Below are 23355 nucleotides of genomic sequence, written 5' to 3' on the forward strand. Positions count from 1 at the left end.
TTTTACCCAGTTGTAAAAAGTTCCTGGCTTGATATCATGTTCCACACACCATTGATGATCTGTCAATCCACTTTGACGGCATTCCATGATGAGACGGTATTGTTCTTCGGCAGGTATTCTTTTGCTTCTCATGAGCACACCTCCATAACTTTAATAGAGTAAAATGCTCGCATCTATCATTTCTAGCAAGAAAAGATGAAGTAAAATGCTTGCATTCTCTATTGATTATTATGGGATATTTTTTAGGGCAACACAATCCGTCGAATTATTTTGCACTTACACAAGAAATGCTATTTATAGAAGTATTTAAGACGATTTGAGACTTTTCATTCTGAACAGAAAATCCTGCCGTGGCAAATAAAAAGTACTTTAATCATTGTTTTATTTCTCCTTGTTTTGCCCTGAAACGCCCTGCTTTGCTAGGGTTTTCGGGTGTTTTATTAAATGCTCTGAAATTACAGATTGTGGCAAATCAGAGTAAGATTGAACACGTTGCTACTACCTGTTAGTAGTAAAATTGGTAGTAAAATGAAGCTTCTTACTACTAAGCATTCTCGTGATATATCATCCTTATATTTTTAGAACCACATATCGGACATTTTTCTGGTTTCTCATGTATTGCCACATCATGATCTTGCATTAAACAATTTTCACAAAACAGATATTCTTTACTAAACAATGCTTTTCTTTTTGCCGCAAGTTGTCGCATTATTTCCCATTTGCTAGGATTTTTCCCTATAATAAAATCAGGCGTAATAAAAAGTGATGTTTTAACTTTCAAGAATGTATCATCCAATTCTGTTTCAATATATTCATAATCGTCATATAAAAAAATAACATATCTTCTTTCTCTTTCAGCTTTCCATTTGCTATCTTTAACAGAAAGAATCCAATATTGCAATATCTCCTGTAAAAACATTTTCTTATTATTGTCAGATAAATCAAACATGTCTATAACGCTAAATAAGTATTGTAATTCCGTCTTTGCTTCTTCAATGTCATATAAAACATCAAATGTTATTACTTGAGCTATATATGGTCTTTTCATAGTATCTGGCAAATCTGCGTCAGCGTCAGCCTTTTTTGTCAATGTATATAATCCAATAGGTCCAATCAGGTCCACAATTCTATCATTTTTATATCCATACAAACATTCTCCATAACCGTCTTGCATATGGCTATTATTTATTGACTTACTGAAACATGACACATAATAGTTTCGTGTCTCAGAAAAATCAATGTCTTTTATCCAGTCATAATGAATCCATGACATATCTTCAAACAATTCTGGAATAACTTTTTTCTCTCGCTCATCATTAAGCAGCTCTGTTTTCTTCATCCAAATTTGATGATTACTAATACTACTCTTTGCAACTTCTATTGGCAGATATTTACAAATATAATCATTGTTATACCCATTTCTCGATTTTAAAATGAAATTGCTTATCATCATCATAAGCACACCCTTAACTGGTCGAATGTTTGCAGGCTGCTTATTCATTCTAAGTAGTTTTGCTTCTATTGCTAATAATTTGTATAATTCTTCTCTTGTAAATTCCCATAACTTTTCTCTTTTACTTCCATGCATATTACTAATATCCAGTAACATAGATGTATATGAATGAGTCAAGGTATCAATCTCTTCTTCCGTTTGGCAGCTTTTTAACGTTTCCTCTACAATTTCTATTAATTGTTCTGCAAATGACTTATTCTTTTCTATTGTGAACTTTTGATACGCTATGTGATACAATCTCAGTGGGAACATAAGCCCCTGTTCATATGGTATTACACGATATGTATTTTCTTCATCACAATTAATCACAGGATTAAACCAAGAAGTAATTTTCTGTAATCTAGTTACCTGCGTTATAATATTGTATATATATGTTTTTAATGAAGATATTTGATATGCATTACCAACTAAATAGAGAAAATTCAGTATCCCAACTTCATACTCGGTTACACGAACCAATCCAGAATTCTCATTCAAATTCAAATCATGCTCACACGTTAAAGACAAAAGGACTTCTCTTGTCTTATAAGACGGATTTTTCCTAAATTCTTCTACACATTCACATAATGTATCTAAAATCTGTTCACGAGCATTCGCAGGCCATTTTTCTGGCTTCTCCGCTGTTTTTTCATCGTAATACATTTCACAACCATTCCTTTCATATGAAATCAAAACCGCTTTTCCCATCTTCCTAAATCACCCTGATTATATTATATCCTCTGAACCTACTTTTTTCCACAAAAATAACGCCCCAGTCTATACCAGAGCGTCATCCCATTTCCATATTATACAACTTTAAACACTTTCTGCGACATCGGTTTCTCCTTCTTCTGCTCAACCTCCGCCTGCGCCTTCCTAACTCTTCCATACGTTTCAATTCTTCCTCAGCATCATCAAAACTGATATGCGTGTACACATTCATTGTAACACTTATATCCGAATGCCCCATGAGGTACTGTAACGTCTTTGGATTCATTCCTGATTTTGCCATATTGCTGCAATAGGTGTGTCGGCATACATGAGGTGTGATATTAGGCATCTGCACCCGATAGATATCATTGTATCTGCCGACCATGTGGTTGAATCGGTGCTGCCAGTGCATTGCCACAAGTGGCATTCCATTGTCATCGTAGAAAAGGAATCCACTGTAGCCATCAATGGATTTTTCCACTTTAGGAGCATTCCTGTCTTCGATGATTGCTCGAAACATTTCTGCCACATCTTCTGTTATCGGCAGCACTCTTGTTCCTGCATGTCTGCAAACATGAGGGGTAATATTGGACATTCATATTGGAGATTGCCAGATATGGCACCGGATCGGCATAGCCTTCCTGGTTTCTATAACCTACTCCCATAAGAATAGCTCCTTTCGTTAAATGGTAGAGATGTGTATTTATCTCTTCACTATCCCATGGACAGGAATCTGCGAATTGGGCGGCACTTTTTTTAATTTTTTTCCTTTGAGCGGGTTTCTTCTATATAAATGTAAAAATCCAATCCGACCACTTTAAATTTTTCTCCCGCCCTTTTTGGGATTTTGTGTCCATGGGATAGTGAAAGGAAAAGTCTTTCAGAAAGGCGGTGTAAACGATGGGAAATGTTACAGAAACAGATGCTGCCATAATCAGCGATGCAGAACTTGATAAGGAAATCTCAGATGTGCTGATTGCAATCAGTGTCATTACCAGACAGCTTGCAAAGAAAAACGCAGTCAACCATATGTCAAAGGAGGCAAAAGACGATGAAGGAAAAAGAATTGGCGAAGTTATTTAAGACCATTGCTGACAGCTTCACACGGCTTAGTGAAATCTACTCTTCCACAGAAGACGTGACACAGCCGAAAGCTCCAGCGAAAAAGTAAAAAACAGTCAAAGCAGAAAAAGTATCTGAGGCGGCGCAGGAAGTTTCTCCTGAAAAGGAATCCGAAACCATCACTTATACCAAAGAAGATGTCAGAGCAAGACTGGCTCAGAAGGCCAAGGCAGATGCCGGAAAGTATAAAGCGGATGTGAAGAAGATCGTAGCAACCTTTTCTTCCGATGGTACTCTGACCGGAGTTCCTGCTGATAAATACCCGGAAGTGATCGCAGCTTTGGAGGTGATCGGCAATGCCTAAACACGCATTGCTCTCCGCTCCCTCAAGTAAGCAGTGATTGAACTGCCCACCATCCGTAAGGTTATGTGCTGAGATCAGGGATCGGGCAAGTCCTTATGCACAGCAGGGAACAGATGCACATAAACTCTGTGAATACAAAGTTCTGAAAGCTCTTGGAAAATCCGGGCGTGATCCGACTGCAGATTTGGATTACTACGATGTGGAGATGGAAAACTGCACAGAGGAATACTGCAACTTCGTCATAGAACAGTTCGAAGAAGCAAAGAAACTCTGTAAAGATCCTCTGGTGCTTGTAGAACAAAGACTTGATTTTTCCAGATGGGTACCGGATGGCTTTGGAACGGGGGACTGCCTCATCGTAGCGGATGATGTACTTCACATCATTGACTCCAAATATGGTCTGGGCGTTCTATAACCTTTCCATTTTTTCAAGTACATTTATATAATCCATTGATGGAAATTCTTTATCGTCAATGGTATATAACACATTTAATTTTTCTTCTGCCATTCCTACACTTTTCATCATTTTATAAGATTATAACATACAACATCTTTATCTGCCATTCCTCTTAGAGACTATCTATTCTATGCTGATTAACAAAGATGAAAAATTACAGGAATATAAATACCGCACTGATCCTCATAACAATAATTACTCTCTTCCTCTATAACAGAAAAACACACAGACCCTTATTACACTAACCATGAGTCTGTGTGTTTTTCTAATTTTGGTTTTCAATATAATTTGTAATAATTTCAGTGAGTAATTCATCGGGATTCCTGCCAAGCTTTTGAGCATGTTCGCGCAAACATTTAACTAACTCTCCAGGAATATGAAAAGGTTTAAATTTTTCAGGATATGCCCAACAACAAGTTTCACAATCTAACTGGCAATCTCTGCAAGCAGTACTTTTAAAGTTATTGCATTCATCACACAATGGTTGCCAATTTGAAATTTCATCACTTCCCCCTCTAAGTCTCGGCACTTTATGATCCTGCTGAAACCCTGTATCTTTCGGGGTTCTTCCACATGCAGCACATACATGGTTATATTTTGCAAGAAGAGGTTCAGAACTACCTTGCAACAAAACCAGAAGGACGCTACATGTTTGTATTTACACAAACCCATAGTTCCTGGCTAAATTTGATTGAAAGCTTTTTCAGCAAGATGACAAAGCAGATGCTGAAGGGAATTCGAGTTAATACAAAGCAGGAACTTGAAGACAGAATTTATAAATATTTCGATGAAGTAAATGCAGATCCAGTAGTCTATCATTGGACTTATAAGCCCGATGAAATTTCACCAGAAGACGTTTCGTAAAATGTAGCCAGTTATTTATTATTTGATCTACTAGATAAATTGACATAGTAATAAAACTATATTCTGTTCATTTTCTTTCTTTCCAGTTTATCCCAGTTCAGTTTGTTCTTCTTGTATCCCACAAATGCAGTCACACGGACAAACTCCAGATAAAAGCGGAGAAAAGTTGTTTCAAAAAAACAAGCAGTAATAGCAAGGATCAGCTCTCGAAAAGAAAACCTCTGGTCAATGGTATAGATTCTTGAAAAATATGCAGTTAATGTGAGTAAAATACCATACAGGGCATAGTATGCAAGAAATACCAGCATAAATTTCACGTTCAGCATATCCATCATCACAGATAAAACCATTGTAAGTACACCCAAAAGTTCAATAAATGGTGACAATAATTCGTAAAGCAGAAAATAAAGATAGGATAAAAGTCCTACAGCTCCGTACCGTGGGTTTGCCAGCATTTTACGGTGTCCCCACATACACTGGAACAATCCTCTCTGCCATCTTTTCCGCTGCTTGCCTAATTCACTTAATTTTTCCGGAGTCTGCGACCAGCAGATGGCATCCTGTGCAAAATCAATCTTATATGGCTTACGATTCATGCGGCTGAATTCATGAAGTCTGACTACCAGTTCCATATCCTCGCCCATTGTACTGTTGTCATATCCGCCTACGGCAATCACTGTTTTTTTCTCAAATAATCCAAAAGCTCCGGATATGATCATGTTTGCATTGATTTTATCCAGCAGGATACGTGCTGCCAGAAAAGAACGGGCATATTCCAGGGATTGCATTCTTGCTATTATATTTCTGGGCAGCCTGTATTTTATCACATGACCTTTTTTTATGACAACACCATTGGCTGGGCGGACACTTCCACCAACGGCTATTACATTTTCGTCCTCCAGAACCGGGCGAACGATTTTCTCCAGCGAATCATGCTGTAAAATAGAGTCCGCATCCATACAGATAAACCAGGGATACCTGGCTGCATTGATTCCGGCATTTAAACTGTCTGCTTTTCCGCCATTCTTCTTGCGGATCAAAGTAATGGGCACTTTCTGGTTCGGGCATTCATAAATTTCTTCCTCAGGCTGACATTGGATCAGATGACGGATCGGGCGTTCCACTCGCTCCATATGAAATGCATCAATCAGAACCTGAGATGTTTTGTCTTTAGAACCATCATCTATTACTATAATTTCATATAGTTTATAATCCAGGTTGAGAAGTGAAGTGACTGTATCCTTCACCGTAACCTCTTCGTTATAAGCCGGAACAAGAATGGAAACCGGTATGTAATAGCTTTGCCACAGTTTATTGTGCATCTGTTCAAGGCGGTATGATCTGTACAGCTCAATTGCGCCTGCTACAACCGACAAAAACAAAAAGCTGGAATATCCAATCAGGTATATAATAAAAAACAGATTGACACATTCCAGAAAAAAACGAAATGCATCGGTCATAAACCCGCCCCCCTTTGTACTTTTACTTCATCCAGCTGGTACTCTAACATTTCTTTTGCGTAGCGGTCATTTCCCTGTAAAATATCAGCTAATGCATCCCTGTCTGTATTCAGAACTGCAAGGCTTTTTGCAGCATTATAACGGACATACCAGTTTTTACTGGAAGTCTCTTTTTTCAAGATTTCCAGTGTCTGCGGTCCGGGATACACAGCAAGAGCAGAAATACAGGCATTCTGCAATTCCCAGAACCCTTCCTTTTCTTCTTCAGCGTGATGAAGCAGAAAAGAAACACTTCTTTCATCCTGATATCTGCCAAAATAGCGGACACATGCGATTTGAATTTCCATATCCTGGCTTGTTTCCAGCATAGACAGCATTTCATCCTTCCAGTTTGACGATGCATATCGAATATAATCCAACAAGCTTACCTGCATCCTTGGATGAAATTCACTCAATTTTTTCCAAAGGAGTGGTATCAGTTCTTCTTTTTTATCGAAGGAAAGAAGTCCATCTGCAAGTATTTTTTTATGCGGAAGCAGCTGCTCATTTGCATCCAGAAATGTCAATGCCTGCATAACCGCTTGTATATCTTCTGAACTGTATAATGCCCGCAAAGCATTCTCCCTGCAATAGAGACTTTTATTTCCAAGCAGGTCAAAAAGAAATGGGAAAACAATTTCCTTAGCCTGGAATTTCGTCATATGAAATATGGCAAATACATAAGCCAGGCAGGCCTTTTCCATATCCGGTTTTCTTTTATAAACCGGTATCAGTTCTTCCATCAGCCGACTTACAGATGCTATTCCCTGCTGGAATTGTTCCGGCATACTGTTTTCAACTTTAGATAATGCTTCACTGAACGTCAGAAGTCTGCTGGCTGAATGAAGCTCTTTAACCAGCCTTTTTTCCTGCTTTTTATTTTCCGTTATATTTTCTGAAAACAACTGTCTGTATTCTTCGCAATATCGTTGTTCCCTCCTTTTCAGAACACAGGAACGATATCTTGAAATTATCTCTGTAAAGCAGTTAAAAATGATAATCCCCACACAGACAATAAAATAAAAAACAATCACAAGCTGCGCTATCATTCGTATTCCTTTCCTGTCCAGTATGTCTTCAGAACCTGGTATGCTTCTTTTAATCTTTCATGGTAGGATACTGTATTCTCCCATCCTTTCAGTTTAAGGCCTCCCATCTCGATTGTATTTCCTTCTCCGCCAAAACCTATAAACATCTCTTTGATCCCCACTGATTCAATGCCATAATTTCCGTCATAATAATCATCATGGATCTGCATTCGGGACGGATCAGAAAAATTCAGCAGCTGCCATGGGATTCTAATTTCCACATCATCTCCATTACAGATAAAATCTGCCCTGGAATCATAAGCAGATGCAGATGGATTTCCATTACCATAATACAGCTTTCCACTTTCAAAGGTTTTTAACGGTGTGGCAGCATCCTGATACTGACCAATAACATCCCGTAATACCATGCTGATATTTTCGAATACAGCGCTGTCCCTGGCTGGTGGATCAATATAAGGATCTTTTCCTGTAATATCTTCCTCATAATTGGCATGAATGGGATTATACCGATCCTGAACCAACAGACGAGTATTATCTTTTCCATTTAAGACCAGTACAAAATCTGCAGGTCTTTCAAATTCTGCTGTACAATTTTCCATACGGGTACTGCCTGTTTTTTTGGTCGTATCAACCGGAACATACAGCGTGTCATTTTCCAGATCAAAGTCCTTTTTATGGAGATATAAATAAACACCGGAGGCATCATACTTCACACTGATGAAAGAGCCGTCTTCATATTGGATCACCCTATCTTTATCCGTCCATTCGGAAGTATCACCGTCCACGTAACAAACACTTTCTTTTTCCCCACAGTCAAATGCCAGCAGGCCAAAATGCTGGTCATTTGTCTGAGCATCTTCCCAGTAAATATTACGGCTTAAATCTACAGCATACATGGTATTCCAGGTATGCTTGAACCATTCATCCTGCCAGGAATAGACACAGCCTCCGGAAAGTCCGGCAGCCATAATGTCTTCATAACAATCTACCAGAATCTTTCCCTGTTCTTTTTCAGAATAGTATCCAAGTCCTCTGCTGGTCACCTGATTCTCATGAATCTCACCTCGTCCTGTGGCTGCACCAAATTCAACAGCCAAAACCGGCATTGTATGATGTTCGTTTAAAAGTCTTAAATATGCCCGATAAGTATTCCGTTTTCCGTCAGGAGTGATACAGTCACTAAAGTCAATCTTTTTATCAGACAAGCTGTTCCATGTTGTGTATTCCATACAGGAAAAGTAATCCTGATCATATGGAGATGCACTGTAGCTGGCAAACTGACCTGATATAAATTTATCAGTTGCAGTTATATGTTCTGTGTCGATCCGGGCACATTTTCTGAAATATTCTGCAATCTCTTTAGGATAATCAAAGGGATCTGTTGCATTTCCACTGGAAAAGGAGATCAGACGCTGCTCATCATATCTTGTTGATTCATAGTGCAGCATCCTGTCACCTGTTTTGGCAAGCAGGGATTCAAAGGCAGAGGCATCTTTTGAAGCAATAAGATAGGTTCCTTTATAAGGTTCCATATCCGGATATTTCTCATCTGTATATGCAACTGTTGTATCTTCCCATCCATTTCCGATAATATATCCCAGCACCCATTTCGAGACATCGTGTAAATAAAGTCCTGTACTTGTATCTGCATCATTATTGATGATAAGTCGTTTTCCATGGATCACATCTACAGTGACCAGGCAATTATCCAGAAGCTTTCCTGCAAAGGAGTCGGCATATGCATCCACTCGGGAGTTCTGTATATAATCATTTACCCAGATTCCCTGAAGTAAATATAACGGCTCCTCATGTTGGGAATTGTATTCATAGAACGCTTTATAAAAAGACGGATTCTGGACAGAATAGACTCTCAGCGTATTTGCTCCTGCTTCCTGGATCAGCTGAAACCAGTGCAGATAGGTTTCTTTGGTGATCGCATAATCTGTAGACCATTCACCAGGAATACCGCTTCCCATATCAATTCCCCTGACTTCAAATGGTTTCCACTTATCTTTGTCCTTTATAAGTATCTCTTTATTCTCAGTCCGGACAAATGTGTTTATATGATTGTCCCGGTCTGAGTCCATATAAAATCCGCCATAAAACACAGCTATAAATCCAATAAATAGAAGCAGAATGATGGCAGATATGCTGATAATAAATCGTTTCATATTTTAATCATTAACCTCATTATACTGCTTTACACGGGAGGATGCTGAATACTGACGCAGAGTCTCAATGTTTTCATCCAACCATTTTCCTCTGTTTCGCAAGTAACCTTTTAGCTGTCCTTCAGCGGCAGATCTGCTGTCCAGATTTCTTGATACCGGAACCAGAAGTCCCTTTGCCTGCTGTTCTACACTTCCCCATCGTGCATCGTTTCTTGCAAGAGCTGGTGCGATAAAATCAAGGGTTTCATCAATATAACGATAAAGTGATTCCTCACTTAACAGACCTTTTCGCAAGGAATGATATCGCTGGATGATCCGTTCAGTAAAATCCTCATCTTTGATAAGCATTTCAAACCATAATCGGTTGTTCAGGAAAAATCCAGTATAAGGAAGTTCCTCCTCGAAATAGTTATTACAGGCATTATTAAAATCCCATACACACATATGATACAGATTATCTGTTCCCTTATAAATATAAGTGGAATAGTTTCCGGCATCTGCATTACTGGAAAGCTCATTGATAATAAAGTAATCTACAAAGCTGTCTACATCTATCATAGAAGTGTAGCCATGTTTTTCCCTGTCATAATCATATGAGTACAGAGTTTTTTCAAAATTTGAAAAATCCTGCCGGATTTCTTCTGTCAGTCTGGCATCCCTGTTCCTGCTTCCGGGATATTCTATCTGCAGCATGAAGGGGGTTTTGTAGGTATACGTTGTAAAGCTGTTTAAAGCTTCTTCGCCCGCATGCTGATGATCCAGGCGAAGCAGGTATCCGGAAAATGTGCTGCGCTTGGCATTTACACGAAGTCCCAGCCTGGCGCCATCTTTTCCGCCGGTTATCATTTCAGTCATTACATATAGACCTTCATATTCACCATTAAGAATTACTTCGCAGAATCTTACATTTGGCGCATAAGACATCATTTCTCCGGCAAGATTGTAAAACATATAATTTCGTATGGCTGTTTTATCGAGCCAGGGACCGTATAATACCCATTCATGGTGCGCATCCATTCCCATAATGGAAAGCGGATTGTTTTCCCCTTTTTTATCTACAAGTCTGATGGCATAGCTTGGCTTATCAAACTCTCTTGAGGAATTACCTCTCATTCGTATGCGGATTGCAGAAGATACATCTGCCGTTTCATTTGCATGATGGTACTCTTTGCTGTCATTTCCGATTATATCCATCTGAGCAGCAATTGTAGTTTCCCCATCAGCAGCACGTGTATAAATGCGGTTGTTTCCATCATCCTTAATGGGTCTTCCCGGGATTACCACCCCATCTGTATCAATTTTGACAATCGGAAGATATGTACACAGACCGCCATCCGCAGGATCCGTACATGGTTCTTGGGGAATTTCCTGTTCATGCTGATGAATTCTCTCTGTTTTTCGGTAGTCCTTATAAAACAATGGCGCAAAAACGGCAATCAGAATAACCGCAAAGCAGCATGTAAATCCTATTATTTTATATTTCATATCAGTTATAAATCTCATCGCTTTGAGCTACAATATTAACACTTTCAATTTGTCCAAGGTTATAGAAATCATCTGTTAAAGCCGGATGCTGTTTCTGAACTTTTTCCAGTATTTTTCTGGATAATTCATAAATGTACTCAGCATTCTCCTCTGTCGTATTTTTTACCCGAAGAACGGCACCAGTCCCAAAATAACGAAAGATCTGGGATTCTATATTTTCACAGCGGCTTCTTTTTGCACGGATGATCAAAAGCATACGGTTATCACTGCGGATTGCTCCCATGATAAGAAAGATAAGAAAAATAGCAGAACTGCCTACTGCAGCAACCAGATAATCTCCAACTCCACAACATATTCCCACAATGATCGTCCAGAAAATATATACAGTATCTCTGGAATCTTTTATTGCAGTTCGAAAACGCACGATAGATAATGCACCGACCATACCAAGCGACAATGCAATATTGTTTCCTATGACAGTCATAACTGTTCCTGTCATAACAGTCAGAACGATTAGTGTTACTCCAAATTTTTTGCTGTAAATCGTTCCCTTATGTGAGATCACATATGAAATAAAAATAAACAGACCAATGACAGCACTTACCAGAATATGCATTGTAATTTGCTGCCAGGTCATATCCCCCTGCTGGGCAAGCAGGTTATAAATCGTCTCTTTCATTTCCTTTCCTCCTAAAATCTGTAGTCACAGCCAATTTGTCTTGCCATACAGTATTTGCTCACAGAAAGCTCGCTTTTCTGAACGGGCAGAAGCATATGCTTGATATAGCTTAACAAAAAACCGTTATATTTTACTTCCAACACTACAGCAAAAGGAGACATTACACTGTTTAACACCAGATTTCTATCAAATATATTGAAATTTACTTCATTAGCCCGTATTCCAGAATCAAAAGTTATTCGAATAGAATTTTCCGGCGCGATAAATGCAAATCTGTCATATTCTACAACTGTTTTAGGACGGTATGCCCACATTTCCATAATTGAATAACATTCCTGTCCAAACTCACTGCCACTGTTTAAAAGTACAGAATAATCACCCTCAATGAGAGCCTGCGCTTCCCTTCTGGATAATCTTAATGATCGCTTCCGCTGATAAGGTCCCTGCTTCTGCTTCATTTCAAACAGTGCAAAATCCGCATCAGGACTATATACCCGCAAACGAAACTTCCTTCTTAACTCCAGACCATCTTCCTTTTCCTGAAAATCCCGATTTGACAAAGAATCAAAGTACAAAGAACGTACCTGATAACCATCCGGTCCGTTATGTGAGTCAGTATGAACCACATTTGACAAATAATTCCGAAGTTTTAATGCTTCTGCCTGATTAAGTAGAAATTTCTTTTCTTCCCGCAGTACATCGCGCACAGTATTATTTCCTCCTGCTTTTGCTTTTTAGTAAATACTACAATAGTATACATCCATAATTTTTTTTGTCCATATATGGAATAAAACTTTGTAGTATACAATGAACTCTCGATAAAATCAACATTTATTGACAATATATACCAAAAGATATGATATTTTATAAACAAATATATAAAAATCATAATGGAAATGGGGATTCCTTATGAAATGGGGATGTTGTATGATATCAAACTACCAAAAATATCTTGAAATACTATTAACATTTATCTGTGTGATCGTACTGTATCCACAATCGCCCTATGCCACCGAAGCCATTTCACAGCGTGAAACCATACGCGTGGGATTCTTTGAGATGGACGGATACCATATGCAGGATGAAACCGGAAAACGAAGCGGCTATGGATATGATACCTTACGTCTTATGGCACGCTACTGGAATGTTCATTTTGAATACATCGGCTACGACAAAGCTTGGTTTAATTGCCTGTACGGATTTACGGGAAGATAATCCTTTCAGCTTTGACTTAAACTTCTTCCATGACTACTCCATTCTCCATTACACCGCTTTTCAGATAACGCTTAATCAGCTGCACCACTCGTTCATCCTTTTCATTCCTGCGAAGTAAGTTCATGAGAATTTCATGATTGAGTGTGTCAAAGTATTTTGATAAGTCCAGCTCTGCCCATTCTGTGTCCGATTTTAACGCCCTTATTGCCTCCGTAATCATTTCTTTAAAATCCTGAAGAAAGGCTTGTTTCTTCTCACTCACTTCAGCAGTTCTCTGAGTCTCCTGATATTCCTGTATGACCCCTTTCATATCAATCCGATTGGACTGCAGCTTATTCTGCAAAGCTAACATTTTCTGTATATCGTTGATCTGTGACCACCAAAAAAATATAGACCACACGAGATTGGCTACAGCTTCCGGTGCCTGTCCCCGAAAAAAATGAGGAGAAAGTACTGTAAGAAATAATTGACTCCCTTAGGAGTAAATATGTAGTAGCAATAATTCATACCTTTTTAGCTGTATTTTGTATCGTAAACAGAAAGAAAATACACTATAATCCAAGGCAATGAAAGTACTTAAAAAAGTAGTTTCGTTGCCTTGGTTCCATTTTTAGAAAGAATAATACTTAGGTGGGAAAATTCCCAGGCGCTGTGTGGAGTTTTCTGTAAGAAGCCGGGGACAGACCGCACTGTTTCTTGAAAAAGGAAGAAAAGTGGTGAGGGTCTAAGAACCCAAGCTGTGTGGAGATGGCAGAAACAGGAAGAGTGGTGCGGCTTAGCATGGACTGGGCCAGCTTGCACTTCTGGGACAGGTAATACTGGTAGGGAGCAACATGATATACCTCCTGGAACAGGTGGATGAGCCTGGAGCGGGACAGGGAAACGGTATCTGCCAGATGATCCAAGGACAGACTTTCTGTTAAGTGCATATCGATATAATTGCGGATCGCCAGTGCAGTAGGATTGATGGGAACTTTGTTTGCCAGAAAATCCGCCAGCTCCTGAATATATTGATGGAGCAGTACAGCCAGCTTGTCAGCAGAGTGTACAGGGTCGGCGGTAAAGGCATCAAGGATCCGGGTCAGAGGTGTTTCGTTATGGAAGCGGGGGATCAGGGTGACACCGTCTAAGCCGTAATCGGAGAGAAGATGCTGTACCAGACTGCCGCTGACATTGAACCAGATCTTGGTCCAGGGATCAACTTTGTCTGAATAGTAGTGGTGGTAGGTGCCGGCAGTAAGGATATAGGCATCTCCGGCATTTACAGTGAGGATACTGCCGTTTCGCTCGATATGTCCACGGCCGCTTAAAACGTATTCAAACACACACAGGGGTCTGCGATAAACCAGGATCTCATAGGCAGGATCCGGGTAAGTGATACCGGCCATGGTGGGAGAAAAGCTTTCCGCGGTAGGGCCGGTGTAGACAGTGTATTTTTCAGTCTGTGTGCGTGTAATTTCCTGAGGCATGGTGGTTCCTCCATTTTTTGAAAGCAAATTGCAATAATGTAATAACAGCATTGTAGTAAAAAGGAGCAAGCCTGTCAACTATGGCTTTCACTATATAAAATAAAAATGAAATCAACCCAAATAAATGATCACAGGAGGACAAAATTATGACACAAATACCCAGACCGGAGCATCCCCAGCCCCAGATGAAGAGGGAGCATTGGAAAAACCTGAATGGAGAATGGGATTTTTCCTTTGACTTTGGATGCAGCGGCATAGATCAGAAATGGCAGGAAGGAAAGACAGATTGGGAGAAGAAGATCCTGGTGCCCTTCTGCCCGGAAAGTGATCTGAGCGGAATCGGCTATAAGGACTTTATCCCCGGCGTATGGTATCACCGTACCATCACATTGACAGGGGAGGAGCTGAAGGGAGATCTTCTCTTACACTTCGGCGCAGTGGACTATGATGCAAGAGTATGGATCAATGGAGTAGAGGCAGGCAGACACCAGGGCGGTTATGTTTCCTTTACGTTTAATATTACAAAGCTTGTAAAGGAAGGAGAAAATGACATTACGCTTTTTGCAGCAGATGATGTGAGAGGCGGAAAGCAGCCCAAGGGAAAGCAGAGTCATTTCTTCAACTCCAGAGGCTGTGATTATACCAGAACGACAGGTATCTGGCAGACGGTATGGCTTGAGTGGGTACCGGAAAGCTACATTGAAAAAGTGCAATATTATCCAAACCTGGCAGAGGCAACTCTGGGAATTAAGGCGGTAGTAAAGGGGCAGGGCACACTGGAAGCAAAGGCCTTTTATGGGGGAGAGCCCTGTGGCAGCGTAAGCGCAAAGTCAGAGGGCGGCACCGTTACCATGACACTTCCTTTGTCCCGTCTGGAAAAGTGGGAGCCGGGTCATGGCAGACTGTATGACCTTACATTAACCTATGGAGAAGATAAGGTAGAAAGCTACTTTGGTATGCGTGAGGTAAGACTGGATGGAGAGAAATTCCTCATCAACGATAAGAGCGTGTTCCAAAGACTGGTGCTGGATCAGGGCTTCTATCCGGATGGCATTTACACAGCGCCTACAGAGGAAGCACTTGTCAAGGATGTGGAACTGTCCATGGCTGCAGGCTTCAACGGCGCAAGACTCCATCAGAAGGTATTTGAGCCTCTGTTCTTGTATCACTGCGATAAAGCAGGCTATCTGGTATGGGGCGAGCAGGGCTGTTGGGGACTGGATTACAGCAATCCCGCAGCATTAAAATATTTCCTGCCTGAGTGGATGGAAGCCTTGGAGAGAGACTTCAACCATCCCGCCATCATCGGCTGGTGTCCGTTTAATGAGACATGGGATTATGAGGGAAGAAGGCAGGATGACAGCTTACTGGCCAATGTGTATAAGATGACAAAGCTGTATGACACCACCAGACCCTGCATTGATACCAGCGGAAATTATCATGTGGTGACGGACATCTATGACTTACACAATTATGAGCAGGATCCGGCAAAGTTTGCAGCAACCTACGAGTCCTTTAAACAGGGAGGTGATTTGGAAGATAATCATGGCTACAGGCAGACACCTGTAAAGGGTATCCCTACCTTCATCAGTGAGTATGGCGGTATCAAGTGGGACGAGGAAGGTGTTGAAAAGGATGGCTGGGGCTATGGTGCAGGTCCTGCTACCAAGGAGGAATTCCTGAACCGATATAAGGGACTGACCGATGCCCTTTTGGACAATCCCCATATGTTTGCCTTCTGCTATACCCAGCTGTATGATGTGGAGCAGGAGTTAAACGGTCTGTATACCTATGAACGTAAACCCAAGTTTGATATGGATGTGATAAAGGCAATCAATGCCCGTAAGGCAGCAATCGAGGATTAAAAGCATCTCGCAGAGTATAAAAGAAAGCGTGTGAGAGACATTGGGGTCTGACCCTCTTACAATTTTCTTGGTGAGATAAAAAGCAAGTGCAAAACTTTTAAATGTATAGCTATAAATGAGCAAATTTGAAAAACTGTACAAACAAATCTGCTATACACGGACATTAAGAGGATTAAACAATTTATTGTCCGCTACACTTGGCGGTAAATACCCGTGACTGGACTTGCACCAGCAAGATTAGTGCCATGCTCGGCACACAAAATGACTGCCCCGCCTGCTCAAATGCAGGCAGAACAGTCATCTGATCTTTTTATTCACTTTTTATGAAACAAATTTTCCAACGATCAGACAGATTACAATCGTAATCACCATATCCGGCAGAGTGTTTCCCAGCGGCATGTCGATGTTCATCAGAATTCGGTATACCACAAATCCAATCACCCAGATGATCAGATTCGGAATATGTACGGCCAGGCTGCTCTTGTCCCGTTTCAGCAGGAAAAAGTCGGCAATCTGAATTGCGATCATCGGTGCAAAGACCGAGCCGATCAGATAGAGGAAATCTGTGATGTTGTCCATCGGATATACAATCGCTGCGATGGTTCCAATGACGGTGACAACGATGGCCACATGCTTTCCATTCCATTTGCTTACGACGGTCTCGCTGGAAATTCCTGCGGAGTAGGCATCCAGAAATGTCGTTGTTACTGTTGAAAATACAATAATCAGAAGGCCCGCAATGCCAAGGCCTGCCTTCAGCATGATCTGCGCGATGTCATATTCTCCGGTGATGATCGCTGCTCCCATTCCAATCACATACATCCAGCAGCTGACGATTCCATAGACAACCGCGCTGATGGCCGTTGCTTTGACCGGTTCTTTTGCTTCTCTTGTGTAATCGCTGATCAGCGGCAGCCAGGATAACGGCATCGCAACCGCAAGTTCTACTGCTGCACCGAATGTCATACTGTCATCCGATGGCGCTCCTGCTCCGCCTCCGGCAAAGATGACCTTGCTCAGGATCAGGCTAAGCAGAAATAATGCTGCCATGGCAACCGTGTTGATTTTACCAAGATTCGTGATTCCGATCACAATCCAGAGAATAATCAGGACTCCGATCACAAGGCACCAGATCCATCTGCCCGTATGCATTACGCCGTCTGCGGCGAGCGCTCCGTCATAGATCATGATGGCGGTCCAGCCAACGAGCTGCAATACATTCAGGACAGCAAAAAGGATGCTTCCCTTCTGTCCAAAACTCATTTTTACAGTTTCCATGGCACTTTTTCTGACCCTTCCGCCGATCACGCCCGCCAGAAACAGCATCAGGCATCCGATGATATGGCCGATAAGAATCGCTGCCAGACCTTTTCCCATGCCGAGCGGTGCAAGGTAGGTTCCGGTCAGGATTTCGGCAATCGAGACACCTGCCCCAAACCAGATCAGGCCATTCTCGAACAGGCCGGTACGTTTTTCGTTCATTTTCATGTTCCTCTCTTTGCTTAAATTTTCATACCGGAAACCATTTTAGCACAGAAGGGAAAATGCGGCAATGAATTTACTCTATCCGTTCATCTGACTCCCAATCTTTCTCCAATCATCCCAGCTTTTCAGACCATTCTGCTTCCTTAAAGCCGATCAGCACGGTATCACCATCGATCAGCAGCGGGCGTTTCACCAGCATACCATTCGTGGCAAGAAGCTGCAGCTGTTCCTCTTCGCTCATGGCAGGAAGTTTGTCCTTCAGTTTCATTTCTTTATAAAGAAGGCCGCTGGTATTAAAGAACTTTTTAAGTGGAAAGCCGCTCTTAGAATACCATTCCTTTAACTCACCGCAGGTTGGATTCACATCCACGATGTTGCGCTCGGTATATTCTATTTTCTGTGCATCTAACCATTTTTTCGCTTTCTGGCAGGTTGAGCATTTTGGGTAACATATAAATAACATTTCTCCATCTCCAATCAAATATAATTTATCCATAATCCTGTATCTTTTGCCGGAATCATTTCAGCACAGGAACGGAGGATCGGCAATTATTTTCCTTCTTCCAAGATCAATTCCAGCACCTTCATCAGCTTCGGAATCCAGCCCATCTATCTTATATAGACGAGCTGTTTGAGCTCTTTTGGTCTTTCCTTTTTCACAATTATGCAATAATAATCTATAACTTTGCACATACCAAATCATACAAAGCACTCATAAGTTCTTCCCCGTTCCGGCATTCTGCGACCATCGAAATAACCGCATTCTTGTCCGGAAGGATCATAGAAATCTGAGAATATTTTCCATCCGCCCGGTAGGAATTGTATTCTCCTCTCCAGAAAAGATAACCATAATTGTCTGTATCGGATGCTGCTGTACTTTCTTCTATCCATTTTTCGGATAAAATCTGTTTTCCATTCCATTTTCCCTTATTCAGGTAAAACAATCCGAATTTATGAAGTTCAGAAAGTGTAAGGAACAATCCACCTGCGCCAAAACTGTTTCCAAGAGGATCTGTCTCCCATGTCGGCCGCTTGATTCCAAGATGTTTAAAAAGCCTTGGTGTAAGATAAGAGACCAGATCGCATCCGGAACGTCTCTGTACAAGAATGCCTGCCAGGTAGGGACCAACATTATTATATACAAAATGTGTACCTGGCTTATATTGAAACGGAATCGCCAAAGACATTTTTACCCAGTCATCCTCTTGGTATAATGGCCGCTGTTCTCCCATAAGGCTGCCCTGTTCCTGTCCTAAACACATCGTAAGCAGGTCTCGAACCGTTGCCATTTTCAGATTATCATCGATCACATCGGGTAAATCTTCGGGAAAGGCATCGGTCAGTTTTTCATCCAAGGACAATAATCCCTCCTGGACAGCAAAACCAACTGCACAGGATGTGAAGCTCTTCGTTGCAGAATAGATATTTCTACGGCATTCGGGTTCGCTGTACCATTCATTTATGAGGTCGCCATCTTTTGTGACCTTTATTCCAAGAACGTGAAATGTTTTTGCAGCTCCTATAAAATCAGATATGTCCATAGCTAGGTTCCTCCTTTATTTTTACTATAATAATTTGTAGTATCTTTGCCATGTTGTCTTTCTGAAATTTTTATAAACCTATGTATATTTCCTCCTCATCAACCACTTCTGATCAATACATTTCACCTCACCATCAAACCGAATATGAAGATGAACTCCACCAGATCTCAGATTAATCTTTTCTATGATTCCATCTCCGAATTTCGGATGTGTGATATTGTCTCCAATTTTATATTGAACAACTTCATCCTTCTGCTTCTGTGCTTTCTGCTGGCGCTGATACGTATCTCGAATCGGCACTGTCTTATCATGAATCCGGCTTTTTAATACTTTATCATAGTTATGATCCAACAGCGCCTCTCCTGCCTTATAATAAGGTGTCGGTGCTGCACCTATAAGAGAACAACAATATTTCCACGCACTTCCATGTGTTCCAGCCTGCCATTTATACTTCTCAGGTATCCGCATATTGTACTGCATGTAATGCGCATATTCATGCTTGAATAAATCGATACGGTCCTCTTTTGACAACGGATTGTTGACTCCATACGCAACAAAGAGCAGGGAAAAATGAAAATGTTCCTTTTCATGAGCACTCTGCCTTGTATAGGATCCCAGAGAATCTGTCTCAAATCCAAATGTTACCGGTATTTTTGCTCCGTTCAAATGAAACTTCCGGTCCAGGTCCTGATACAACTTCTGGATTAATGCTGTCAAGATCGGGATTTCTTTCTGTAACTGCTGGCGTAAAAACTGGTTTTCTTGATCATAATAAGTCATTCTTTCATGTTTCCTCCCAGCTTTTCTATTGCCACTTCTTCCATATCTCCGGCTGATAACCGAGCGTAGAAAGTTTTCCATTTCTGACCACCGGCGTCTTAATTACAGATGGATTTTCCAGCACTTTTTGAAGCTTATCCTCATCGGCAATGTATTTAATCAAAGCTAATAAATCTTTGTCTTTGCCATCCCAATTAATCATATTTTCCAGTCCGCCATTTGCCTGAGCTACAGAATTAAATTCCCCTTTACTCATGCCTTTTTCCTTCATATCTCCAAACTGATACTTGATGCCGCGCTCTTTGAAAAAACGCTCGGCTTTCTTTGTATCGTTGCATTTCTTTGTTCCAAATATTTGTATATTCATTGTAATATTCCCTTCTGGAGCCAAAATTGCCGTATGCCATAATCTTGCGTATTATCTTACATACTTTCTTCCTTGATTATACAAGATTTCAGTTCTTACTTTTTAATTCCGACCTTTTGAACCTTTATCTGCCTAGAATCAGCTTTACTGCATCAATCAGATCCTCACTAAATCCTTCGAGCTCATCCATCTTAATAACTCCATCTCCGACTAAATATGCAATATCCCAAATTGCCGTAGATTTCCGAAGTTCAATCAGAACTCCTAGATTTTTCTTGTCCTGCCTAATGCGCTTCTCAAGTGTCCAAAAATGATCTGATGCATTTCCCGTGTTCGCGGGGTCAGGTACCTGTTGCAGATGTCGTCTTGTATAGGATCCCAGAGAATCCGTGTCAAATCCAAAAGTTATCGGGATTTTTGCTCCGTTTAAATGAAACTTCCGGTCCAGTTCCTGATACAAATTCTGGATTAATGCCCTCAAAATCGGGATTTCTTTCTGCAATCGCTAGCGTAAAAACTGGTCTTCTCGATTATCATAAGTCATTATTTTATGTTTCCTCTTGATGTAAGGCGCTGACCCCAATGCTATGAATCTTCTATGTTCTCGGTCACTTAATTATATATTTTGTTCCTCTGCCTTTTCCTTCAACTGCAACCACACCCTTTTCTCCCATGGTTTTAAGTAAATGTGTTGTTTTTGATTTTCCAAATGGGACATATGGTGCAATTTCACTTATTGATTTTAACATCGTCTTACTTAATAATTTGTAAATTACTTTTTCGTCCTCAGTCAAATTAACATTCGTTTCAAATAGCGGCAGCACAATTTTTATAGCATTTTCTGATACCTCAAAATCTGGTTTTATCAGACTCTCTGTATACAGTTGTTTTATTCGTGTAATTCCCGTTCCAAATATCTCTACAAATCCCAATCTGTAAAACACATTTGCAAGATTTCTATTCCTTAAAACAGAAAGTTTACCTGATAAATATTCTTCGGCTGTTATTCCAGCTGGCAATCCACCAGGAGATACAACCTCTATTCTATCATCAAACATAGAAACTCTGATGTGTGAATCAATATCCCATACCCTATGAATTAAAGCATTTGCAATTGCTTCTCTGAAAGCTGCTTGTGGTATTTTCTCCATCGTTTTTCTATCAGCGCCCTGTATGACTTCATATTGGTAATAGTCTTTAAATACAGCAAGTGTTTTTTCATATACATCTAAAACTGATACATTTTCAAAGGTTACTCTTTTTTGAATAATACTGATGTTCTCACCGAACTTAACAAGATCAATTCCGGAAAAATGATTTTTATCTGCTAAAAGTCCTGCTGCATTATTAAAACCATTTACATTGTCATACAGATTCAGTGTCTTTAAAGTATCCTGATTAAAACTTTCAATCTGAATATTTTCTTTTAGTTTATGCTGTAAAAAATCAAAAGATAGCTCCTGATCTTTACACTGTAATTCTTCAAAGCTAATATTTTTTCCTTCTAATACAAGCCTTGAAAATTCAAGTGTGTCTACCTCTATCGTTGCTGTATCATTTCGTTTGTATGCTTTCGATTTATATAAATATGGCTTCTGAAGACCACTTTTTACAGTAAGTTTTATCGTTTGATCATTGTTCTGTAGTTCAAGCATATAATTTGGCTGAGGCGAAATACTGTCATTGATTTTATTTTCGATATCCAGGCAAGCCTGCTTTACATCTGGCAAGCCTTTTACATTTCCATCATCATCTACGCCAAAAAGAATCATTCCGCCATTATAATTCGAAAAGGCACTGACTGTTTTCAAAAAAGTATTCGTAATCGTTTCCTTGAATTCCAATATTCTTGTTTCACGCATAGCAATCATTTCCTTTCCCAGTCTTAATGATTATATTATATGTTTAAATACGCGAAAAATCAATCGTAACTTTTTACGATTGATTTTTCAATTGATTTTGAGTGTATTTTTCTGTTATTCTTCTTCATTTCAATTCACGTCTTCACGGGAGACGACCAAGGCCGCTTCACTTTATAGTAAGTGTTCTACCGGTTGCGATTTTTCTGGGATGGTATAATTTATTTATGTTTTTTTAGATTTTTTTATTTTCTCTTTCGAGTCCCAGACATCCTGACAAATGCTTTCATCATTATTTTTATTTCTTTCTTTCCTGAAACCTGGAACTTTAAATATGCTTTATAAGTTTTTTCCAATATTTTCAAGTTCTTTTATAGAATCCTTGTTTTTTGCAAGTTCATCACTGGCTGTTGCATAATATGATTTTTGGAAAATCATATCCCATGAAAGATATTTCGCCATGCAGTCGAACTGTTTGTCAATTAACTCATACTGGATACTGTCCACCGGGGATCCTCCCACAACGATTGTTCCAACTTTTTTATTTTTCAGCTGCAAACCGCGGCAGTAGCACTTATCAATGATAAGTTTCAACTGCGCAGACATTCCCCACCAATATACCGGAGTAGCAAAAAGAATCACATCTGCAGCAGTAATTTTATCAATCGTGGGATTTGTATCATCCTGATCAATACATCCTTTATAACATTGACAGACCCCACATCCCTTACAAGGTGCTATATGAAGTCTGTCTGGTTGGATGATTTCAATCTCATTCTTTTCTGATGCCCCTTTTATAAATGCGTCAATCGCCGTCAGCGTGTTTCCCCTTCTGGCACTTCCGTTAATAATCACAATTTTCATGTATGTTTCCTCCAGCTTCTGATTTCATGAAATCATTATACCTTTTTTCGCTTATCCTGTCATCACATTTCATCAGA

General features: G+C 40.2%; 22 protein-coding genes and 3 pseudogenes. 5 read left to right on the forward strand and 20 right to left on the reverse strand.

Annotation, left to right across the window (positions count from 1 at the left end; all coding sequences use genetic code 11):
* The 3 genes and pseudogenes from tnpA to DW965_RS15195 form a co-directional block, all read right to left on the reverse strand.
* On the reverse strand, nt 1-132 hold a 132-nt coding region (gene tnpA / locus DW965_RS22250; RefSeq protein ID WP_442857657.1), incomplete at its 3' end, for an IS66 family insertion sequence element accessory protein TnpA.
* Nucleotides 133-544: 412 nt separating this feature from the next.
* Nucleotides 545-2200: a hypothetical protein gene (locus DW965_RS15190; RefSeq protein WP_117805357.1), complete on the reverse strand. Its 1656-nt coding sequence runs from the start codon at nt 2198-2200 to the stop codon at nt 545-547.
* A gap of 98 nt (nt 2201-2298) precedes the next feature.
* A pseudogene (locus DW965_RS15195) lies at nt 2299-2765 on the reverse strand (tyrosine-type recombinase/integrase); the annotation flags it as partial.
* A gap of 338 nt (nt 2766-3103) precedes the next feature.
* Here DW965_RS15195 and DW965_RS15200 point away from each other — a divergent pair.
* A complete protein-coding gene (locus DW965_RS15200) occupies nt 3104-3286 on the forward strand; it encodes a hypothetical protein (RefSeq protein ID WP_117510831.1) in 183 nt (60 codons plus the stop codon).
* Between the two features lie 380 nt (nt 3287-3666).
* Nucleotides 3667-4044, forward strand: a complete 378-nt coding sequence (locus tag DW965_RS15205; protein WP_330411384.1) for a DUF2800 domain-containing protein — start codon at nt 3667-3669, stop codon at nt 4042-4044.
* Between the two features lie 307 nt (nt 4045-4351).
* Here the strand turns inward: DW965_RS15205 and DW965_RS15210 are convergent, their stop codons facing one another.
* A complete protein-coding gene (locus DW965_RS15210) occupies nt 4352-4615 on the reverse strand; it encodes an HNH endonuclease (RefSeq protein WP_242991206.1) in 264 nt (87 codons plus the stop codon).
* 92 nt (nt 4616-4707) lie between these two features.
* On the opposite strand from DW965_RS15210, the pseudogene DW965_RS15215 reads away from it, so the two are divergent.
* Nucleotides 4708-4950 (forward strand): annotated as a pseudogene (locus DW965_RS15215) (IS630 family transposase); the annotation flags it as partial.
* Nucleotides 4951-5006: 56 nt separating this feature from the next.
* On the opposite strand, the gene DW965_RS15220 reads toward DW965_RS15215, so the two are convergent.
* The 6 genes from DW965_RS15220 to DW965_RS15245 form a co-directional block, all read right to left on the reverse strand.
* Nucleotides 5007-6410 (reverse strand): glycosyltransferase family 2 protein, encoded by a 1404-nt coding sequence (locus tag DW965_RS15220; protein ID WP_117510833.1) that lies wholly within the window; start codon nt 6408-6410, stop codon nt 5007-5009.
* On the reverse strand, nt 6407-6985 hold the full coding sequence (locus tag DW965_RS18975; RefSeq protein ID WP_147398805.1) for a HEAT repeat domain-containing protein: 579 nt from the start codon (nt 6983-6985) through the stop codon (nt 6407-6409). Before DW965_RS18975 ends, DW965_RS15220 begins: the two co-directional genes overlap by 4 nt.
* Nucleotides 6986-7494: 509 nt before the next feature.
* A complete protein-coding gene (locus tag DW965_RS15230; protein ID WP_243002035.1) occupies nt 7495-9474 on the reverse strand; it encodes a hypothetical protein in 1980 nt (659 codons plus the stop codon).
* Between the two features lie 198 nt (nt 9475-9672).
* Nucleotides 9673-11154, reverse strand: a complete 1482-nt coding sequence (locus tag DW965_RS15235) for a CotH kinase family protein (protein WP_158565834.1) — start codon at nt 11152-11154, stop codon at nt 9673-9675.
* 1 nt (nt 11155) lies between these two features.
* Nucleotides 11156-11833, reverse strand: a complete 678-nt coding sequence (locus tag DW965_RS15240) for a DUF4956 domain-containing protein (protein WP_117804407.1) — start codon at nt 11831-11833, stop codon at nt 11156-11158.
* Nucleotides 11834-11844: 11 nt separating this feature from the next.
* Complete coding sequence (locus DW965_RS15245) at nt 11845-12540, reverse strand: polyphosphate polymerase domain-containing protein (protein ID WP_117510843.1); 696 nt, start codon at nt 12538-12540, stop codon at nt 11845-11847.
* Between the two features lie 220 nt (nt 12541-12760).
* Here DW965_RS15245 and DW965_RS18980 point away from each other — a divergent pair, with 220 nt between their 5' ends.
* Nucleotides 12761-13048: a hypothetical protein gene (locus DW965_RS18980; RefSeq protein ID WP_118700397.1), complete on the forward strand. Its 288-nt coding sequence runs from the start codon at nt 12761-12763 to the stop codon at nt 13046-13048.
* Nucleotides 13049-13073: 25 nt separating this feature from the next.
* On the opposite strand, the pseudogene DW965_RS22255 reads toward DW965_RS18980, so the two are convergent.
* Nucleotides 13074-13217 (reverse strand): annotated as a pseudogene (locus tag DW965_RS22255) (group II intron reverse transcriptase/maturase); the annotation flags it as partial.
* A 457-nt stretch (nt 13218-13674) separates the two neighbouring features.
* The gene (locus tag DW965_RS15255) at nt 13675-14517 is read right to left on the reverse strand and encodes a helix-turn-helix domain-containing protein (protein ID WP_055268294.1); all 843 of its coding nucleotides are present in this window, start codon (nt 14515-14517) and stop codon (nt 13675-13677) included.
* 146 nt (nt 14518-14663) lie between these two features.
* Between DW965_RS15255 and DW965_RS15260 the strand changes: the two genes are divergently transcribed.
* Nucleotides 14664-16382 (forward strand): glycoside hydrolase family 2 protein, encoded by a 1719-nt coding sequence (locus DW965_RS15260; protein WP_117804406.1) that lies wholly within the window; start codon nt 14664-14666, stop codon nt 16380-16382.
* A 321-nt stretch (nt 16383-16703) separates the two neighbouring features.
* Here the strand turns inward: DW965_RS15260 and cytX are convergent, their stop codons facing one another.
* From cytX to DW965_RS15305, 8 genes are all read right to left on the reverse strand, one after another.
* Nucleotides 16704-17864, reverse strand: a complete 1161-nt coding sequence (gene cytX, locus DW965_RS15265; RefSeq protein WP_022462800.1) for a putative hydroxymethylpyrimidine transporter CytX — start codon at nt 17862-17864, stop codon at nt 16704-16706.
* Between the two features lie 115 nt (nt 17865-17979).
* Nucleotides 17980-18330: an arsenate reductase family protein gene (locus DW965_RS15270; protein WP_022462799.1), complete on the reverse strand. Its 351-nt coding sequence runs from the start codon at nt 18328-18330 to the stop codon at nt 17980-17982.
* 214 nt (nt 18331-18544) lie between these two features.
* Nucleotides 18545-19408 (reverse strand): serine hydrolase domain-containing protein, encoded by an 864-nt coding sequence (locus tag DW965_RS15275; protein ID WP_055228665.1) that lies wholly within the window; start codon nt 19406-19408, stop codon nt 18545-18547.
* Between the two features lie 78 nt (nt 19409-19486).
* Complete coding sequence (locus tag DW965_RS15280) at nt 19487-20188, reverse strand: hypothetical protein (RefSeq protein WP_117761815.1); 702 nt, start codon at nt 20186-20188, stop codon at nt 19487-19489.
* A 25-nt stretch (nt 20189-20213) separates the two neighbouring features.
* Entirely contained in the window at nt 20214-20555 is a 342-nt protein-coding gene (locus DW965_RS15285; protein ID WP_117761814.1) for an arsenate reductase family protein, read from the reverse strand.
* 124 nt (nt 20556-20679) lie between these two features.
* On the reverse strand, nt 20680-21036 hold the full coding sequence (locus DW965_RS15290) for a hypothetical protein (RefSeq protein ID WP_330411380.1): 357 nt from the start codon (nt 21034-21036) through the stop codon (nt 20680-20682).
* Nucleotides 21037-21163: 127 nt separating this feature from the next.
* Nucleotides 21164-22417 carry an ATP-binding protein gene (locus DW965_RS15300; protein WP_117761813.1) on the reverse strand — a complete coding sequence of 418 codons (1254 nt, stop codon included), beginning with the start codon at nt 22415-22417 and terminating at the stop codon, nt 21164-21166.
* Nucleotides 22418-22753: 336 nt separating this feature from the next.
* Nucleotides 22754-23278, reverse strand: coding sequence for a flavodoxin family protein (locus DW965_RS15305; protein ID WP_117510850.1), 525 nt, complete (start codon nt 23276-23278; stop codon nt 22754-22756).
* Nucleotides 23279-23355 lie beyond the last annotated feature (77 nt).

The organism is Blautia sp. AM47-4 (assembly GCF_003479865.1).
GTDB classification, from domain to species: Bacteria; Bacillota; Clostridia; order Lachnospirales; family Lachnospiraceae; genus Fusicatenibacter; species Fusicatenibacter saccharivorans.

Excerpts from the sequence above, each read along its gene's own strand:
- DW965_RS18975 (WP_147398805.1), bottom strand. The coding sequence starts at position 6,985 with ATGCAGGCATTGACATTTCTGGATGCAAATGAGCAGCTGCTTCCGCAT.
- DW965_RS15280 (WP_117761815.1), bottom strand. The coding sequence starts at position 20,188 with ATGACTTATTATGATCAAGAAAACCAGTTTTTACGCCAGCAGTTACAG.
- DW965_RS15235 (WP_158565834.1), bottom strand. The coding sequence starts at position 11,154 with ATGAAATATAAAATAATAGGATTTACATGCTGCTTTGCGGTTATTCTG.
- DW965_RS15200 (WP_117510831.1), top strand. The coding sequence starts at position 3,104 with ATGGGAAATGTTACAGAAACAGATGCTGCCATAATCAGCGATGCAGAA.
- DW965_RS15270 (WP_022462799.1), bottom strand. The coding sequence starts at position 18,330 with ATGTTATTTATATGTTACCCAAAATGCTCAACCTGCCAGAAAGCGAAA.
- DW965_RS15220 (WP_117510833.1), bottom strand. The coding sequence starts at position 6,410 with ATGACCGATGCATTTCGTTTTTTTCTGGAATGTGTCAATCTGTTTTTT.
- DW965_RS15305 (WP_117510850.1), bottom strand. The coding sequence starts at position 23,278 with ATGAAAATTGTGATTATTAACGGAAGTGCCAGAAGGGGAAACACGCTG.
- DW965_RS15275 (WP_055228665.1), bottom strand. The coding sequence starts at position 19,408 with ATGGACATATCTGATTTTATAGGAGCTGCAAAAACATTTCACGTTCTT.
- DW965_RS15190 (WP_117805357.1), bottom strand. The coding sequence starts at position 2,200 with ATGGGAAAAGCGGTTTTGATTTCATATGAAAGGAATGGTTGTGAAATG.
- DW965_RS15300 (WP_117761813.1), bottom strand. The coding sequence starts at position 22,417 with ATGCGTGAAACAAGAATATTGGAATTCAAGGAAACGATTACGAATACT.
- DW965_RS15255 (WP_055268294.1), bottom strand. The coding sequence starts at position 14,517 with ATGCCTCAGGAAATTACACGCACACAGACTGAAAAATACACTGTCTAC.
- DW965_RS15260 (WP_117804406.1), top strand. The coding sequence starts at position 14,664 with ATGACACAAATACCCAGACCGGAGCATCCCCAGCCCCAGATGAAGAGG.
- DW965_RS18980 (WP_118700397.1), top strand. The coding sequence starts at position 12,761 with ATGATATCAAACTACCAAAAATATCTTGAAATACTATTAACATTTATC.
- DW965_RS15230 (WP_243002035.1), bottom strand. The coding sequence starts at position 9,474 with ATGGGAAGCGGTATTCCTGGTGAATGGTCTACAGATTATGCGATCACC.
- cytX (WP_022462800.1), bottom strand. The coding sequence starts at position 17,864 with ATGAACGAAAAACGTACCGGCCTGTTCGAGAATGGCCTGATCTGGTTT.
- DW965_RS15240 (WP_117804407.1), bottom strand. The coding sequence starts at position 11,833 with ATGAAAGAGACGATTTATAACCTGCTTGCCCAGCAGGGGGATATGACC.
- DW965_RS15285 (WP_117761814.1), bottom strand. The coding sequence starts at position 20,555 with ATGAATATACAAATATTTGGAACAAAGAAATGCAACGATACAAAGAAA.